This window comes from Mycobacterium sp. 94-17 (assembly GCF_035617725.1).
Taxonomy (GTDB): domain Bacteria; phylum Actinomycetota; class Actinomycetes; order Mycobacteriales; family Mycobacteriaceae; genus Mycobacterium.
In genome coordinates this window covers 1-15,792 of sequence record NZ_JAPIYN010000009.1, presented here as the reverse complement: position 1 = coordinate 15,792, position 15,792 = coordinate 1, and the positions used below count along the sequence as shown (strand labels likewise).

The window sequence follows — 15,792 nt, the reverse complement described above, 5'->3', positions numbered from 1 at the left end:
GTCGTTGGAGTCCGCGTCCAATCAACTACTTGGGTATTCTCAACCCTATGTTTGTTCGAGTGGTGCGGCAATAGTTGCCCGCGCAGCCACGGCCGCCGGACAGATCTCCGAGATAGCGCGGGTAATTCGGTGGCGATCCGCCGTCGCCTCGACGAAGATTGACGGGATGTCGCCAATCTCCCCGGCCTTCGCCCGAGACCCCGCCACCGCAAACTACTACGACCGGCGCGCCGCAGAATACGACGAGTGGTATTTAGGCCGAGGGCAATTCGCTCAGCGTGACCGGCCGGGTTGGAGCGCAGAAGTCGATCAAGTGGTGAGGTTGGTTGCCGGGCTGCCGGTCGCCCGCACGGTGGACGTCGCGTGCGGCAGCGGCTTTTTGACCCGCCACCTACGCGGCTTTGTGGTGGGCGCGGACCAGAGCCCGGCCATGGTCGAACTGGCCCAGACGCGGTTGCCGCACGGCGTTGCGGTCGTGGCTGACGCTCTGGCGTTGCCTTTTGCGGACAGCGCCTTTGACCGAGTCATGACCGGACACTTCTACGGGCATCTTCCCGCCGATGAACGCCAAGCCTTTCTGGCCGAGACACGCCGGGTGGCGGGGGAACTGGTCGTCATCGATTCGGCGCGACGCCCCGGAGCGGAATCCGAACAGTGGCAAGAGCGGATCCTCAACGACGGATCGCGTCACCGCGTGTTCAAGCGCTACCTTGCCGGTCGGCAACTTGCCGACGAACTCGGGGGAGAGGTGCTGTTCGACGGCACCTGGTTTGTCGCCGCGCAGGTTCGCTGGGGCCGCTCCCCGGCATGATTCAGCCTCGGTGATCCGCCAAGTTTTCGGCCAGCTCGTCGAAGAGGGCCTGGTTCAGGCCGAAGGCGAATTTCACCTCACCGACGATGCGATCGATCTCGTCGGCGTCGGCGGGCAGGGCGTCCAGGCGGGCCCGGTAGGCGTCCTTGTACGGCTTGGGCCGCACCGGGAATTCGTAGAACGCGAGACCCGCGCCGCGCAGCTCGAACGCACGCCCCAAGATTTTGCCGATGCCGCGACCTCCGGAGAGATCACCGAGATAGCGCGTGTAGTGGTGGGCGACCAGCCCACCGCCCCACGTGAGGGACCCGAGCCGCTCGGCGTAGGCCGCCGCCGCGGGGGAGTCGACCCGCCGTTCGGCGGCTTGGGGCAGCCAGTGTTCGAGGTCGGCGTCGATGGCGGCCAGGCGCTCCAACGCGGGGTCGTACACGGCGGCGACCATGGAATCGTCACGGCGGGCCCGCACGGCGTCTTCCAGGGCGGCGTACACCACGCGCAACCGCAACAGGTATTCGGAATAGCCCGCCGCGCCGATCCGCCCGGCGAGTAGTTCGGACATGAAGGGACTCTGCTCGGCGGCGTCGTGTTCGCTCGCCGAGCCCTCTTTCATCGCGACCGACAGACGGCGGCTTGCTGGGGCGGCGCTCGAGCACATGACGCTGCTCAGATTACATTGGTGAGCACAGCGGGGCGGTTACTGCACCGGGCTGAACGCGCGGCACAACCGGTGCCCGACATTTCTGCCCCTGAATCGCGAACCGCGGCCGGCCGTGTCCCCAATGACCACGCACATTGATAGTTTGGAGACCTGGCTGCTACCCCTCACCCCCCGATAACGCCGGTCACGTGACGAACGACGAGCGGCTGGTCTGGCCATCGGCACCCGCGGATCAGCCAACCGACGACCTGGTTCCGGTGGGCACCCCCATCGACCTGGACAACTGTGCGCGGGAACCGATCCACATCCCCGGCAGCATCCAGCCGCGCGGCGCGCTCGCGGTGGTGCAGGAGCCCGCGTTCGAGGTGCGTCAGGTCAGCGCGAACGTCGCCGACCTGCTCGGTCGTCCCATCGACGCAGTCTTGGGCCGGCATCTGTCGGCGCTGATCGGTACCGAGCAAGCCGCCCGCGTCGAGCAGGTCGCGGCCACCTTCGGCAGTCTGCGCCAGAACAACCCGGTCGAGGTCACCATCGATGTCGCCGGCGAGGCGCGGGCGTTCGACGCCATCCTGCACCGTGAACCGGGCGGCGTGCTGCTGGTGGAACTCGAGATCGCCTACGGCGATCGGCCGTTCTCGTTCCCGAACACCTACCAAGCGGTCCGCGGCGCGGTGGAGGAGCTGAACCGTGCCTCCACGCTGACCGACCTGTACGCCACCGCCGCGCGCGCCGTCCGCGATCTGACCGGCTTCGACCGGGTGATGGTCTACCGCTACGACGACGAGTACAACGGCGAGGTTGTCGCCGAGTCCAAGCGCGACGACCTCAACTCCTTCCTGGGCCTGCACTATCCCTCCACCGACATCCCCGCGCAGGCACGCGCACTGTACGAAAAGAACTGGATTCGGCTCATCTCGGACGTCGACTACACGCCCGCACCGCTGGTGCCCGCTGTCGACCCGGCCGGCGGCACGCCGCTGGATCTCACCTACGCCACCTTGCGCAGCGTGTCGCCGATCCATATCGAATACCTGCAGAACATGGGTGTGCACGCGTCGATGTCCATCTCGCTGCTGCGGCATGGGCGGCTGTGGGGGCTGATCGCCTGCCACCACTACGCCGGTCCGCACCTGCCGCCCTTCGGCACCCGGGCGGCGGCCGAGTTCCTCGGCTCGACCCTGTCGCTGCGACTCGTCGACCGGTTCGAGGACGAACAGCTGCACAAGCGGCTGGCGGCGCAGGCCGTCCTGGGCAAGCTGCTCGCCGTCACGCTCGACGACGGCGAGCCGCTGTCGACGGCGTTGCTCGGCGCGCCCGACCTGCTCGACCTGGTGCCCGCCGACGGAGTGGTCGTCAACATCGGGGGCGACCTCCGGATGCGTGGGGCGGTGCCACCCCCGGAGGTCGTGGCATCCGTCGCCGCGTGGGCGCGTGACGCGGACGACGAGATCGCGAGCAGCGAATGTCTGGCCCGCGCGCTGCCCGAACTCGAGCTGGACCCGCAGTTGGCCGCCGGCGCGCTCGCCCTCAACCTGCCCGACGGGCAGTACGCCATCTGGTTCCGCCGCGAGGTGCTGCGCTCGGTCGACTGGGGCGGCGACCCGTACAACAAGGCGATCGCGGTCAGCAAGGACGACCAGGTTCGGCTCAGCCCGCGCAAATCGTTCGAGCGGTGGCGCGAGATCGTCCACCAGCGCAGCGAGCCGTGGTCGCTGAGCGAAACCGAATCCGCCGGGGCGTTGCGGCGCCACCTGGTCGAGTCGCTGTACCGCCGCACCCGGGGAGCGCTGCGGTTGGCCGAGACGCTGCAGCGCAGCCTGCTGCCCGAGTCGATCCCCGAACTCGACAGCTGGCAGCTGTCCGCGCACTATGAACCGGCCGCGGGAGACAACGTCGGTGGCGACTGGTACGACGCGTTCGAGCTCCGCGATGGCCGGCTGATCGTGCTGATCGGCGACGTCGCCGGGCACGGCATCGCGGCCGCCGGCACCATGGCGGCGCTGCGCAACGCGCTGCGCGCCCAGTTGTTCGCCGGCGCGGCGCCGGCCGAGGCGCTCAACCAACTCAACGACTTCTGCCTGCACATGTTGCCGGGCGCCTTCGCCACCGTGATCGCGGCACGAGTCGACCTCGGCTCGGGCCAGGTGGAGGCCGCCTCGGCGGGCCACCTGATGCCGTACCTGACGGACGCGACGGCAAACGCGCCCACGGAGGTGGTCCCCGCTCCGATCACGCTGTCACCACCGATCGGCATCAGGGGTATCAGATACGCACCCAGCAGTTTCACCCTCGAACCCGGACACGGCTTGGTGCTGTTCTCCGACGGTCTCGTGGAACGCCGCGGCGAATCGATCGACGACGGGCTCGACCTGCTGGCCGGGTTACTGGGCCGGGCGGCCGACACGGCGGCTACCCAGATCTGGACGGCGATGGCGTCGGGCCACACCGACGACGACGTCACCATCATCACGTTGCGGCGTCCCTGAGCCGTCGCTAAGCGGTTCGTATATCACCGCCCGATCGACCGGCAGCCGTCTACAGTTCGACCAATAGCGAACTGCGATCATCCTGAAGGAACGATGTGATGCCGAAAAGCGTTGCGGCCAAAAATGACAACGAGAAAAGGGTCGTCGATTTCATCCATGCCGCCTACGGCCAGAGCATGGACATCGACGCCATGACCGCGCTCATGGCCGACGACTTCGTGTGGCAACTGCACGTGCCGCTCTCACCGGTGGTTCGCGGACGAGACGCGGCGCGCGCGGAACTCGAGAAACACAGCACCCTGTCTACGGGCATGATCGAGGGCAGCGAAATCCGCACGATCGTGTCCGACGGCGACACCGTCGTCGTCGAGCGGGTCGACGTCAACTCCATGAACGGCGTCGCGGTCACGTTCTACGTCACTGCGCTTTTCGAGGTTCGCGACGGCGCGATCACCCACTGGCGTGAGTATTGGGACACCACTCACGTCGCCGCGCAGCTCGGCATAGATCCCGCGCTCATGTTCGCACCGTTGGCTGATTGACCTACGGCACAAGGGATTTCGGTGGTCCGGATTAACCTGACGCGCTGAGGATTTTGATCGCGAACACCAGTGAGTCACCGGGCCGGATCCCCGCGCTGGGCTGGCCCTGGGGGTAGCCATCCGCCGGCACCATCGCGACGGCCACTGTGGACCCGACCTTTTGCCCCGCGATGGCCTTCTGGAAGCCGGGCACGACGCCGGTCAGGGGGAAGTCGACGGGGGCGCCGCGCTGGTAGCTGCTGTCGAACACGGACCCGTCGCGCCCGTTGACACCCATGTAGCAGACGGAGACCGTGGCGGTGCTCGACACCACCGGTCCGTCTCCGGCGTGCAGGGTGTGCACCTGGGTCTGGCCGACGCTGAACGGGGTGGTCACGTTGATCAGCGGGGCGGTCGTGTCGGTCGACCCGGTGACCGCGACGCTGCCGGTGGTGCCGCTGAGCGTCCAGTCAGGCGTTCCGCCGTTCGGCGGTGCCGCGGTGGGGCATGAGCCGGCCGCGGTGGCCGTGCCCGCTGTCGCGAGGCTCAGGGCGGTTGCTGCGACAGAGGCCGCCAGCGCGGCGGCGGAATACATCCGGGAAGGCTTCACGGCCGTCACGCTACAGCCACGCCCAGTCGGTCACGTGCACAGGCTGGGGGCGTCGCACACGTTGCCGGGGCAATAGACCGAGTGGGCCGCGTTGACCAGGCTTCCGATTTCCAGCAGCGTCACGCCCTTGGTGTCCAGGCGGGCGTGCAGGTCGTCGGCGATCTGTTGCGGTGTCCAGCCCCACGTGAGGTCGTAGCACACGTCGTGCGCCTCCGCGATGAGCGCTTCTTCCGTCCTCGGCGGCCACGTGAGGCCGGCGGCGCGCAATTGCGCGAGGTACGCATCGTCTTGGGGGGTTGCGGCCGCGATTCCGGGACTGCTCAAGACCGCGGCGCAAACCATGATGGGGACGGCCGCTTTGGCCAGCCTTCGAGGTGAGGGCATGTAACTCCCTTTCATTCGCCGACGCGATCCAAATCGCCAAAGGAGGGCCGCCGCACAGCGAGTCCGTCAGCAGAATAGCCAACATGCGCAGACGCGGCCCGTCGGAATTCTCAACGCGCCGGTGGCCGGTTCGCGTTTCCCGCCAATTCGCGTGTCACGGCATCGAAGGCGCGCAATGTGTCGAGCATGTGCGGCTCATGAGAGTCCAGTTGGGTGGACAACTTGGCGGCGACGAGTTCCGCACTGCGGTTGACGTAGATCATCTGACCGCACATCCCTTGGCACAACACGACATCGCTGCCCGGATAGGGGAACCACATCTGGTTGCGGTACATCCCGCCGGGCATTTCGTTGTCGTCGGGGCTGGAGGCGAACGCCTGGCGCGAGTCCGGCCCGCCGCCGAGAGTGTCGGCGACCCACGCCGCCGGTATCACTTGCCGGCCGGTCAACGAGACGCCGTCGCGCAAGAACAGCGCACCGAACCGGATCATGTCGGTAACGCAGGCGCTGACACCACCGTCGAAAAACCCTGTGCCACTTGCGTCTATACCGATCGTCGCGTCGCGACAGGCGCCGATGCGCGTCCAGACGAGTTGCGACATCAGCTCGGGCATCCGCTCGCCTCCGGCGACCTCGCAGATCCAGCCCAGCGCATCGGTTTCACACGAACGGTATTGGAACGGTCCGCCATGCGCGGACTTCTGCCGCAAGGTCAACAGGAATGCCTGCAGCGTTTCGGGAGCACCCGGATTGGTCTTGGGCGCCCAGCCCATCGCCTGGTCGAGAAGATGAATCTCCGCCGCCGGATCTCGATAGTCCTCCGAGAAGCCGATGCCCGACCTCATGTCCAGCAGGTGGCGCACCGTCGCGCCCGCGTACCCGCAGTTCGCCAGGGCGGGAACATATTTCGTCACGGCCGCATCGAGCTCGATGGCGCCGGCCCCGTGCAGCGCGCCGACGACGACCGCCACCAGCGATTTGCTCACCGAGAACAGCAGGTGCCGCGTCCGAGCCTTGAGACCGTGGAGGTATTCCTCGGCCACCATCGACCCGCGGTGGCAGACGGCCCACCCGTCGGTGCCGGTGGTGGCCATCACCGCCCCCACCGTGGTGGCCGTCCCGTCGGCACTGGTCACCGGGATGGCGGACAGGGGCGAGGTGGCCGGGGGCAGCGCCGCGATCGGTCCGGTCCCACGCGAGATCACGGCCGTCGGCACAAAGTCTTCGACGTGTTGGAAGGACCAATGAGCATACGGTGCCGACATCCAGTTGCCCAGAGAGATGCCGGCCGGAAGGTGCCGCGTGCGACCGCCGGTCACGCTCGTGCAACGAGCCGCGAGACGATCGGCGCGGCCGGCACCAACGGCGTCGACACGAATTTCGCCTTCATGCCCTTGACCCAGCGCCGGCAACGTTCGCTGAGCTGGTAGTCCTCGGTCTGCAGGTGTCCGCGGGTGACGAGCACGCCGAGTTGGGCGCCCTCGGAGCGTAAGTCGCCGGGCGCCGCGACGCGCATGTAGAAGGCCTCGGAGCCGTCGAGCAGCGTGGCCCAGTCGTTGGCGGAACGCGCAAAGGTAACGCGACCGTCGTCGTCGATGCGCCATACACCCGTGCGCGGCGTGGCGGTGAATAGCTCGACCTCGGACGAGGTCTCCGTGATGATCACTTGGCCCCAGACCTCGTCCTCGCCGTAGCCCCGCTCCCAGCGGGTGTTGATCTCCTCGATGTCGAGTTCGTAGTCCACGTCCAGGTATTCGAGCAGATGGAAGAGGAACAGCGGCATGTCCGCATAGGCCTCGGTGGTAAGGTTCGTCATCGGGCTGGCGCCACTCAGGCGGGGGTTCACCTCACCGAGGTAGAGCTCGCCGGAGTCCAGGTCGTGCAGCAGGTCCACCTCGAAGTAGCCACGGTAGCCTTCGCGGCTCAGGACGCCACCCAACGTCCGCACCATTTCGCGCGCGGCGCGCGTCTGGTCCGGCGGCAACACTTCACGCCAGATGTCATTGCCGCACCAGCTGCCGCGGTGCGGGGTCAGTTCCGTGTAGCCGACCAGACTCGTCATCGCGGGTCCGATCACGGTGCCGTGGCGGGTCACCGCACCTTCGATGCACACCTCGACATTGCGGATCCGCGTCATGACCTTGACCTCTTCGTGCCCGGTCAGGTCGCCGGCGTGCTGGTCCCAGTCACGCTGACCGTGCACGAAGAATGTCCCGCTGCCGGCGTTGCCGTAGGCGAGTGAGACGACGAGGTCGTCCCCCAGTCCGGCATTGCGCGCCAGCGTCAGCAGCTCGTCGTACGAGCCGGCCCGGCCGATCGCGTGGGGCACGCTGGGCACGCCCGCCTGGTTGGCCAGCCGCGTCATGACGACCTTGGAGCCCAGGCGTTGACGCAGCTCGGCCGGCGGGTGCATGACCTGCAGGCCGGCCTGGCGCGCGAGGGACTGTGTCTCACCGTCGAGCATCACGAAGCAGGCCTTGCCGCCGGGTCCTCGGCCCGCGATGAACTCGAGCGTCTCGGGATCGGACAACAGGTGGTTGCACACGTCGCCCATGGAGTCGAAATCGAGGCGGTCACGCCGCCGGGGCACGAACACGCGCGAGTGTGTGCCCTCGAAGGAGTCAAAGTAGGTGAGGTAGAAGAAGTTTCGTATCCAGCGGTCGATGCCCAACAGGTTGAACGGCGTCGGTGAGATGAAATACAACGGTACGGCGTTGGTGTGGAAGAACGCGCGCACGTCCGAGAGTCCGTTCAGCGTTCGCGGCTCGTGGGCCATCACGCCAACAACCGCGACATCGAGTACCGAACCCGGCTCGCGGGTCGGGGAGCGGCCAGAAGTGGCGTGGTCAGCGCATCGGCGACGAAATGACTTTCCTCCATGTGACAAGTGTGCGCCCTGTTCGCGGCCGTGTCGAAAGATCAACGATCCCGGGCGCCGATGGGATGCCCTGGCGCAAAGTCAGCGGTGGCCGCTTATATCGCTGGGGTACAAGCGATTTGAACGCCGGCGAAGCCGGACATCCGCGGCCGTGCCTCCGGGTGTCGTCGGAGCACATGTGGTGGTAGGCCTCCCGCGGCGCCATATTCGTTCGCGAAGGGTTGTCCCTTTTCTTTGCTGGATCGCAAAAACACTCTTGACCCGCGTGCTCGCACTGGGTTCGATAGTGGAAAGACGATGGGAGGCCCACATGAGGACGTTCATTCGACAATGCGTAGTCATCACTATGTTGGCGTTCGCATCGATCGCCGCCGTGACGATCATGACGCCGGCGATAAGTAAGGCCGACTGCGGGGACGGGGAGTGGTGGGACCCGACCGGCAAGGTTTGCCGACCGCTCGGGGTCGGCCCGCAACCCCTGGCGTGCGACCCCGGCCAGTGGTGGGACCCGACGGCCAACGTGTGCAGACCCCTCGGTGTCGGTCCGCAACCGCTCGCGTGCGACAACGGCTGGTGGTGGGATCCGGGCGCCAACGTGTGCCGGCCACCGGCGGGCTGATAGGCACACTTTTCGTGGCACCTGATGTGGGACAACGCGTCTCGCGGCCAGCCCACGCGCGATTCCCGGCCCGAAGAAGCCTAGACTTCGCTAGATGACTGCGCTACTGGTCCTCAAAGTGCTGTTGGTGGCCTTCCTCGTGGTGGGCTGCGGCGTCCTCACGGTGAGGTACGTGCGCAGGCGCCGGGGCGGCGTGCAGCCGTGGAAAAACCCCTACGCCGCACCATATCTCGACATCTATCGCGGCGGATCATCCCCGATACCGCCGCCCTCGACGGTCTGCGAGCGGTCCGCCGACGGCGATCCCGCCGCCCGCGGTTCGGATGACGTCGACGGTCACCCCCAGTAAGAGAAGTTGCATACGGGCCGCGGTTCGCTCTTGAACGACACCAGCTTGTCGCCATTCATGATGATCGAGCAGATGAGGGCAGCGTCCCCACCGTCGGCGGCCACCCGGGACTCCAGTTCGTTGTAGACGGGGTACTGCTTTTCCCACGGCAGGGGCACATTGGTCTCGGTCTGCTCGGGGCCGCCGTTGATCCGGTAACGGATCGTCACGGGGCCGCTGCCGCCGCTGACCTTCATCACTGCCGTGCCGACTGGGTTGCCGTTGGGCGCCACCGAGGTCGGCGCCGTTGGCGCCGGGGTGGTGATCAGCGAGCCGGCCACACCGCTAGTGGTATGAGTCGCGTGTCCGGCGGTGCTCTTGGTGCACGCCGTACCGCTGATACCAGGCGCTACAACGCTGATGATCACCCCGACGGCATAACCATACGAGCGCATGAGCAAAGCCTACGTTCACCGACTCGTCGAGCGTGGGGGCTATGGATCAAATTGGGGCCGTCACGGTGCATAGAGCACACGCTCGGCGCTTAGGGTGAAGCCCATGGGCGGTATCGCGTTGCCCCAGAGCGAGGTCAGTGGCGGGTGACGAAGTAGCCGGACACCAAGGCCGTCAACCGTTTCGACGGGGACACCGTCGCGGCGACGCTCATGATCTTGGTCCCCACGCCCGGAATCGATGCGCGCCGGCCCCCGCGCATGGTTTTGTAGCCCGCGCGGGCGACGACCGGTGCCGACATCGCGGCGAGGTTGAAGCGTGACGCATCAGCAAGGCCGGCGGTGGCGGCGAACTCGGTGACGGTGGGCCCGGGTGCGACGTGGCTACAGGTGACCCCGGTGCCGCGAAGGTCATCGGCCACGGACTCCGAGAAGCTCCTGACGTAGGCCTTGCTGGCCGCGTAGGCCGCTTCCAGCCCGTGCGGCACGATGTAGGCCGCCACCGAGCTGACGTTGAGGATCGCGCCGTGGCCTGCGGCGACCATGCGCGCCGCGTAGGTCATGGTCAGGTCGGTAAGCGTGATGACGTTGAGCTGCAGCATCTGGCTGACGGCCGCCGGGTCGCACTCGTGGATCTTCAGGCCCAGAATGCCGATGCCGGCGTTGTTGATCAGGTATTCGACGTCGACGCCGAGCTCGTCGACGCGGGCGACCAGGTCGGCACCGGCGCCGGGCGTCGCCAGGTCCATGGTGATGGGGTGGGCCTGCACCCCGTGCGCGGTGCGCAGTTCGTCCGCGAGCTGGCTCAGCTGATCGCTGCTGCGCCCGCTGGACACGGTGACGACGTCGGTCCCGTCGGCCGCGCACAAGCGGGCGAACTCGCGTCCGAGCCCGGTGGACGCGCCGGTGATGAGGGCGGTGGTCATGACGGCCTTCCAAACGGGTTGCGGAAAACACTTGGTCGGACCGCAGCATGATATCGAGTTCATGGCGAGTCGCGTCAGAGCGGGATCGTCGCACCTCTCACGGTGGCACCCCCGGGTCGGTGGCCCGGTGGTCGCGGCATCTCCTGTCTCCCTGGGCTTTACGTGTCTTCGGCCTCGACCGCAACCGGTTACGACGGCTTGGAGCGGTGAGTGGAGTCGGACTCGTGCGCCATGCGTCGCATAGTCGTCAAAACCGGTTCGTAGAGCAAGGTTCCGATGACGAGATGCTCGATGGCGGCCGCGCGGTCCGTGTCGGTCGTGATCGGTTCGACTTCACTGGGGGCGAGGGCGGAAACCATCGCGGCGTATTGGTCGAGCAGTGAGTCGGGGACGGGGAAGGCAAGTTGGTCGAGGCGGTCGAGCGCGTCGGCAAGCACTCGGCGGTGCGGGCTGTCGGGAGCCAGCTCCCACTGGTGCCGGGCGAGAAAGGCGTCGACTCGCCGGGCCGACCGGGCGCTCGGTTCTTCGGCGACGACGGGGGATAGGAGCCATTGCGCGGTTCCCAGCGCGTCGTGCAGCGGCACCGACTCGTCGTTGACGACCTCGAGTACTCGTCGCACCGACTCCAGCGGCAGGCCCGCGACTTCGCTGAGTGCGCGGATGAGTGCCAGGCGACGCAGGTGCGAGTCGTCGTACGTCGACCAGGTGCTGCTCTGCTGGTGGCCGGAGTGCAGCAGGCCGGCCCGCAGGTAGTACTTGATCGTCGATGAGGCAACGCCGCTGCGCGCAGAGAGATCAGCTAGTCGCATGCCTCTATCTTGACATATCAGATACTCAAGCTATCCAATGATTGGAGAGTGAAACTCGCCAATAAGGAGGCCGTCGTGTCCGATGCCACCCGCCTGCTCTCGGGAATCCTGCTGTTATCCCTGGTCACCGTGGAAACCGGTGGACTCTACCTGATCCGCCTCGTCCAGGGTGCGGCGCCCGCAACACCGTTCCAACTCGGATTCGCCCGCGCCGGGCACGCCCACGCGGGCGTGTTGCTCATCTTGTCGCTGACCGCGCTGCTCTACACCGACGCCGCGCACCTGAGCGCGCCCTGGGACTGGCTCGCGCGCCTGGGCGTGCCGGTGGCGGCGTTGCTCATGCCCGCGGGCTTCTTCGCGGCGTCGACGGGCGAGGGCCGGACATCGCCTAGCCGTTTCATCGCACTGGTCTATTTCGGCGGAGTCGCTCTGGCGGCCGGCCTGACCTCGCTCGGAATCGGATTGCTCACCGCTTGAAGCGAATACGCCAAATCCGAGCGTGTCGAGATCCCGCATGTACGCGCGAACACGGTCGTCGTGACCGCAAGCTACTTACGGGGATAGCCCACTCGCCTCGAACAGCCTCGGCCTGCTGGCCGCCGACGTCTTGATTGACGCCGTCCACACGTCGCGATGACTGCCGCCGCGGCATGGAGATCTCTTCGGCCGGCAACTTGACTGTTGCCAAGCTGTTCTGGATGTGGCAACGCTGAATAGTGATTCGCGCGAGGTGTATTGGACCCAGGTCTGCGTAGTTATTCCCGACTTAGAGGGCCATCCGGTACGCGGCGCTAGCCTTTCCAGACGACCTTGTCCGTGCCTCCGGCGTCCCGGTAGACGACGCTGTCGGGGTTCGTACCGTTGCGAACGTTGAAGTAAAGCCGACCCGTAACCGGGTTGCCTAAGGGGAGTGGCCCCTCAGGAAGGCCGTCGGTCTGGTTGCCCTTCATAACCGCGAACGTGGAGCTGTTGACGGCCCGAGCGTTGAAGTCTGCAATGTTCGGAGTTGCGTTACCGCTCACACCTTTAGCCGTGACGTCGGAATACCACACGCCGTCGTTGTGACCGCTCGGCTGCAGGTTGCTCACGGTGTAGTCGATGGTGCCGCCCATGCTGGAAATCTCTGCCATCTGGCCGAATTGCAGCGTTTGCGGATCGGCGAATGCGGGTGCTGCGGCGAGCACTCCGGCCGCCGCCAATGCAGCTGTTGCTGCCGTTGTTTTCGATGCAATGTGTGAGATCGCCACGTCGGGCTCCCTTCGTGATGTGCCGACTTTCAGGAGCGGCAGCTGAATCGAAGGTGTATCCACAGCTCGAAATTTCAAACCTGACGTTTGCTGATAACGCTCGCCGATTCTGCGCGCACATTCCTTGATTAGCTCGATATCGGAGCGATTCCTCCCTAAGCCGTTCATTACCGGTAAAGCTGCATATTCAACTCCTGCCTATCGCGCCCGTGCCGGACATCGACGGGATATTGATCGAGCACAGGCGATCCATACTCGGGTGCTCTGGCCTGCCATCTATGACCGCGTTGTAAGTTCGTTCGAAGCTACGAAGACCGCGACCGCCTGCACCAATCAGTGGCCGGGTAATCGTCCCCGGCCGGGCGAATCGGTCAGCCGCAACTTGGCCCACACCACAGAAGACGCGAGAGGAAGCTAGATGAGAACGATCGCATACCGCCACACGGCCGTAGCCGGCCTGGTCGCCGTCGCGCTGATGACTGCGGGCTGCACCAACGGCAAGAGCGTCGACGCGTCGGCACCGCCTCACACCGGGGTGAACACCACGTCGGTGTCTAACTCTCCAGCGCCGCCCACCGAGGTGAAGCTGATGGGGGAGAGGGACGTCGAGGTGACGCTGACTGGTCCGATCGCCGTCAAGTACTCGTCGGCAACCCAGAAGCAGAAGGATGCTCTGGGCAAGCCGCTGACCGGTGACCGCAACGCCGGGACACGGGAAAGCGGCGTGGTATTCCAGCAGTTTCAGGGCGGTGTGATCACCGCCAGGAACGACCAGGCCGGCACGCCCGCATTTATCACGCTGGGCAAAATCCGGGAGGCCTGGAATGTCCCGCGCGGCCCGGACGGCACGCCTGCAATTACCGGCAGCAATGGTTCGGCAGGTCCGCTGGGTCTGCCCACCAGCGACGCGAACCCCGTCGGCGACCTGCTGGTGTCGAACTTCGAGCACGGCACCATCGGGTACAACGCGAAGACCGACCAGGTCGAGGTGACGGTGAACGGCAAGGTCGTGCCATCCGGGCTGTAGCCCAATCAGCCGATTACCAACTGCAATTCGTTCGATGTCGATGCGCGCAGACACGAACAGATTGGAAATAACTGCACACGTCGGGTGGTTGAAAACCGTTGTGCAGCAAGACGCCAGTGTAAAGCGCTGTCGCACTTGAATACTCGCGTCCGTCGACCTATCCCACGATCGCCCGTGCTGCGCGCTCCGCGATGAGCATGACCGGCGCGTTGGTGTTGCCGGAAGTGATGGTGGGCATCGCCGACGCATCGGCCACCCGGAGACCGGCGACGCGATACACGCGGCAGTCGGTGTCGAGCACCGTGGCGGCCGAGCGCGGCCGGCCGTGTGCGTCAAAGGCTCCCATCGCGCAGGTGCCCACCGGGTGGAAAATCGTCGTACCCAATTCGGTGGCCGCCTTCTGCAACTCTTCGTCACTCACCAGTTGCGGGCCGGGAAGCAACTCCTGCGGGCCGTAGCGGGTCAGAGCCGGCGCCGCCATGATCCGCCGGGTCATCCGGAGGCCCGTGACGGCGGTTTGACGATCGGCGTCAGTCGACAGGTAATTGCAGCAGATCTTCGGGTGGTTCAGTGGATCTGCACTGCCCATCCGCACATGGCCACGCGAGCTGGGTCGCAAATTGCAGACCGAGGGAGTGATCGCACCGAAGGGGTGCAGGGGTTCGCCGAATTTCGCCAACGACAAGGGCTGCACATGCCATTCCAAATCGGGACTGCGTAGCGCAGGGGCGCTTTTGGCGAAAGCCCCCAGCGTGGAAGGCGGCATGGTCATGGGTCCCGATCGCAACAGCAGGTACTGCAGTCCCATGCCCGCGCGGGTGATCCAATTCCGGTACAGCGTGTTGACGGTTCGGGCTCCGCGGATCCGGTAGATCGTTCGAATCTGCAAGTGGTCCTGCAGGTTTTCGCCTACTCCCGGCAGATCGACGGCCACCGGCACCTGATGGTGGGCGAGCAGGCCGGCCGGGCCCAGACCGGAGACTTGCATCAGATGCGGCGAGCCGATAGCTCCGGCGCTCAGGATCACCTCCCGGCGGGCTCGCACGTCCACGATCTGGCCATCTTTGAGCAGCCGCACGCCGGTGACGCGTTGCTGTGCGGTGGTCCAGGCACCGTGACGCTGATCCTCGTGGACCTGGCAGTCCATCAGCAGCCGCAAGGCCTGCGTCTTCGTGTAGACGGTGAGGTTGGGCCGGTGGGCGATGGGATGCAGGAACGCATCGGCCATCGACCAGCGACGGCCGCGCCGTTGGTTGACATGAAAGTAGGCACTGCCTGCGTTGTCGCCCCGGTTGAACTCCTCGATCGGGGCAATGCCCACCTGGGCGGCGGCGGCCTGCCAGGCGTCCAGGATCTTCCAGTTCACGCGTGGTCGTTCGACGCGGATCTCACCACCGGCGCCGTGCCACTCGTCGGCGCCGCCGAAATAGTCTTCCAACTTTTTGTAGATCTCCAGCGTCTCGCCTGGACGGTCCACGCCGCCCCAAAGCCAGCTCTCGTCACCGGTAGCCTCCGCCCACAGTTCGTAGTCGCTGGCCTGTCCGCGCATGTGGATCATCGCGTTGATCGACGAGCAGCCACCGATCACGCGGCCCCGCGCGTAGAGAATGCTGCGGCCGGCCAGGCCCGGGTCGGCCTCGGTGGTGAAACCCCAATCGGTGCGCGGGTTGGCGATTGTGTAGAGATAGCCCACCGGCACCTTGATCCAGAACCAGTCGTCTCTGCCGCCGGCCTCAATCAGGAGCACACGGCGATCCGGGTTGGCGCTGAGACGATTGGCGAGCAGGCAGCCCGCGCTTCCCGCTCCCACGATGATGAAGTCGAATTCGGCGACCGGGTTCATTCCGGTATCGGCCCTCCAGGCGTCGGATACGCGTCCCAGTGTGCGCGATGACTGCCTCACCACGTCAGGGAATGATTGGTAGCGAACAAATGTCGGTGCCGCGCCATAGAGTCCGGTCAGTGTCAGGGTGATGTTGCCGCTTGTTGCGGTGGTTGGATCCTGATCACCTGATGTCTGGCTCATAGAGTCGGTG

17 protein-coding genes and 1 pseudogene are annotated in these 15,792 nt (G+C 66.0%); 8 read left to right on the top strand and 10 right to left on the bottom strand.

Annotated features, from left to right (window positions below):
- Nucleotides 1-166 precede the first annotated feature (166 nt).
- Entirely contained in the window at nt 167-811 is a 645-nt protein-coding gene (locus tag OQ789_RS12390; protein ID WP_324686104.1) for a class I SAM-dependent methyltransferase, read from the top strand.
- A gap of 1 nt (nt 812) precedes the next feature.
- On the opposite strand, the gene OQ789_RS12385 is transcribed toward OQ789_RS12390, so the two are convergent.
- Nucleotides 813-1,466 (bottom strand): biliverdin-producing heme oxygenase, encoded by a 654-nt coding sequence (locus OQ789_RS12385; RefSeq protein ID WP_324686103.1) that lies wholly within the window; start codon nt 1,464-1,466, stop codon nt 813-815.
- A gap of 191 nt (nt 1,467-1,657) precedes the next feature.
- Here OQ789_RS12385 and OQ789_RS12380 point away from each other — a divergent pair, with 191 nt between their 5' ends.
- Entirely contained in the window at nt 1,658-3,955 is a 2,298-nt protein-coding gene (locus tag OQ789_RS12380) for a SpoIIE family protein phosphatase (protein ID WP_324686102.1), read from the top strand.
- 98 nt (nt 3,956-4,053) lie between these two features.
- Nucleotides 4,054-4,497 (top strand): nuclear transport factor 2 family protein, encoded by a 444-nt coding sequence (locus tag OQ789_RS12375; protein WP_324686100.1) that lies wholly within the window; start codon nt 4,054-4,056, stop codon nt 4,495-4,497.
- 31 nt (nt 4,498-4,528) lie between these two features.
- Here OQ789_RS12375 and OQ789_RS12370 read toward each other — a convergent pair whose 3' ends face one another.
- The 4 genes from OQ789_RS12370 to OQ789_RS12355 form a co-directional block, all read right to left on the bottom strand.
- A complete protein-coding gene (locus OQ789_RS12370; RefSeq protein ID WP_420716109.1) occupies nt 4,529-5,071 on the bottom strand; it encodes an FKBP-type peptidyl-prolyl cis-trans isomerase in 543 nt (180 codons plus the stop codon).
- Between the two features lie 45 nt (nt 5,072-5,116).
- Nucleotides 5,117-5,470, bottom strand: a complete 354-nt coding sequence (locus OQ789_RS12365) for a DUF732 domain-containing protein (RefSeq protein ID WP_420716107.1) — start codon at nt 5,468-5,470, stop codon at nt 5,117-5,119.
- A gap of 110 nt (nt 5,471-5,580) precedes the next feature.
- Complete coding sequence (locus tag OQ789_RS12360; RefSeq protein WP_420716106.1) at nt 5,581-6,735, bottom strand: serine hydrolase domain-containing protein; 1,155 nt, start codon at nt 6,733-6,735, stop codon at nt 5,581-5,583.
- A gap of 50 nt (nt 6,736-6,785) precedes the next feature.
- Entirely contained in the window at nt 6,786-8,246 is a 1,461-nt protein-coding gene (locus tag OQ789_RS12355) for a biotin carboxylase (RefSeq protein WP_324686359.1), read from the bottom strand.
- 412 nt (nt 8,247-8,658) lie between these two features.
- Here OQ789_RS12355 and OQ789_RS12350 point away from each other — a divergent pair, with 412 nt between their 5' ends.
- Both OQ789_RS12350 and OQ789_RS12345 read left to right on the top strand, forming a co-directional pair.
- Nucleotides 8,659-8,967, top strand: coding sequence for a hypothetical protein (locus tag OQ789_RS12350; RefSeq protein WP_324686095.1), 309 nt, complete (start codon nt 8,659-8,661; stop codon nt 8,965-8,967).
- Nucleotides 8,968-9,061: 94 nt separating this feature from the next.
- Nucleotides 9,062-9,316, top strand: coding sequence for a hypothetical protein (locus tag OQ789_RS12345; RefSeq protein ID WP_324686093.1), 255 nt, complete (start codon nt 9,062-9,064; stop codon nt 9,314-9,316).
- On the opposite strand, the gene OQ789_RS12340 is transcribed toward OQ789_RS12345, so the two are convergent.
- The 3 genes from OQ789_RS12340 to OQ789_RS12330 form a co-directional block, all read right to left on the bottom strand.
- Nucleotides 9,304-9,636, bottom strand: a complete 333-nt coding sequence (locus tag OQ789_RS12340; protein ID WP_324686091.1) for a hypothetical protein — start codon at nt 9,634-9,636, stop codon at nt 9,304-9,306. The two genes, OQ789_RS12345 and OQ789_RS12340, sit on opposite strands and share 13 nt — an antisense overlap.
- A 248-nt stretch (nt 9,637-9,884) precedes the next feature.
- The gene (locus OQ789_RS12335; RefSeq protein WP_324686089.1) at nt 9,885-10,673 is read right to left on the bottom strand and encodes an SDR family NAD(P)-dependent oxidoreductase; all 789 of its coding nucleotides are present in this window, start codon (nt 10,671-10,673) and stop codon (nt 9,885-9,887) included.
- A gap of 188 nt (nt 10,674-10,861) precedes the next feature.
- Entirely contained in the window at nt 10,862-11,482 is a 621-nt protein-coding gene (locus OQ789_RS12330) for a MerR family transcriptional regulator (RefSeq protein WP_324686087.1), read from the bottom strand.
- Nucleotides 11,483-11,530: 48 nt separating this feature from the next.
- Here OQ789_RS12330 and OQ789_RS12325 point away from each other — a divergent pair, with 48 nt between their 5' ends.
- A complete protein-coding gene (locus tag OQ789_RS12325; protein WP_324686085.1) occupies nt 11,531-11,959 on the top strand; it encodes a hypothetical protein in 429 nt (142 codons plus the stop codon).
- 62 nt (nt 11,960-12,021) lie between these two features.
- Nucleotides 12,022-12,119 (top strand): annotated as a pseudogene (locus tag OQ789_RS26005) (protein deglycase HchA); the annotation flags it as partial.
- Nucleotides 12,120-12,273: 154 nt separating this feature from the next.
- Here the strand turns inward: OQ789_RS26005 and OQ789_RS12320 are convergent.
- A complete protein-coding gene (locus OQ789_RS12320; RefSeq protein WP_324686357.1) occupies nt 12,274-12,729 on the bottom strand; it encodes a DUF1942 domain-containing protein in 456 nt (151 codons plus the stop codon).
- 418 nt (nt 12,730-13,147) lie between these two features.
- Here OQ789_RS12320 and OQ789_RS12315 point away from each other — a divergent pair, with 418 nt between their 5' ends.
- Nucleotides 13,148-13,756, top strand: a complete 609-nt coding sequence (locus OQ789_RS12315) for a hypothetical protein (RefSeq protein ID WP_324686083.1) — start codon at nt 13,148-13,150, stop codon at nt 13,754-13,756.
- A 157-nt stretch (nt 13,757-13,913) separates the two neighbouring features.
- Here the strand turns inward: OQ789_RS12315 and OQ789_RS12310 are convergent, their stop codons facing one another.
- Nucleotides 13,914-15,599, bottom strand: a complete 1,686-nt coding sequence (locus tag OQ789_RS12310) for a GMC family oxidoreductase (protein ID WP_324686081.1) — start codon at nt 15,597-15,599, stop codon at nt 13,914-13,916.
- Nucleotides 15,600-15,792: the final 193 nt, after the last annotated feature.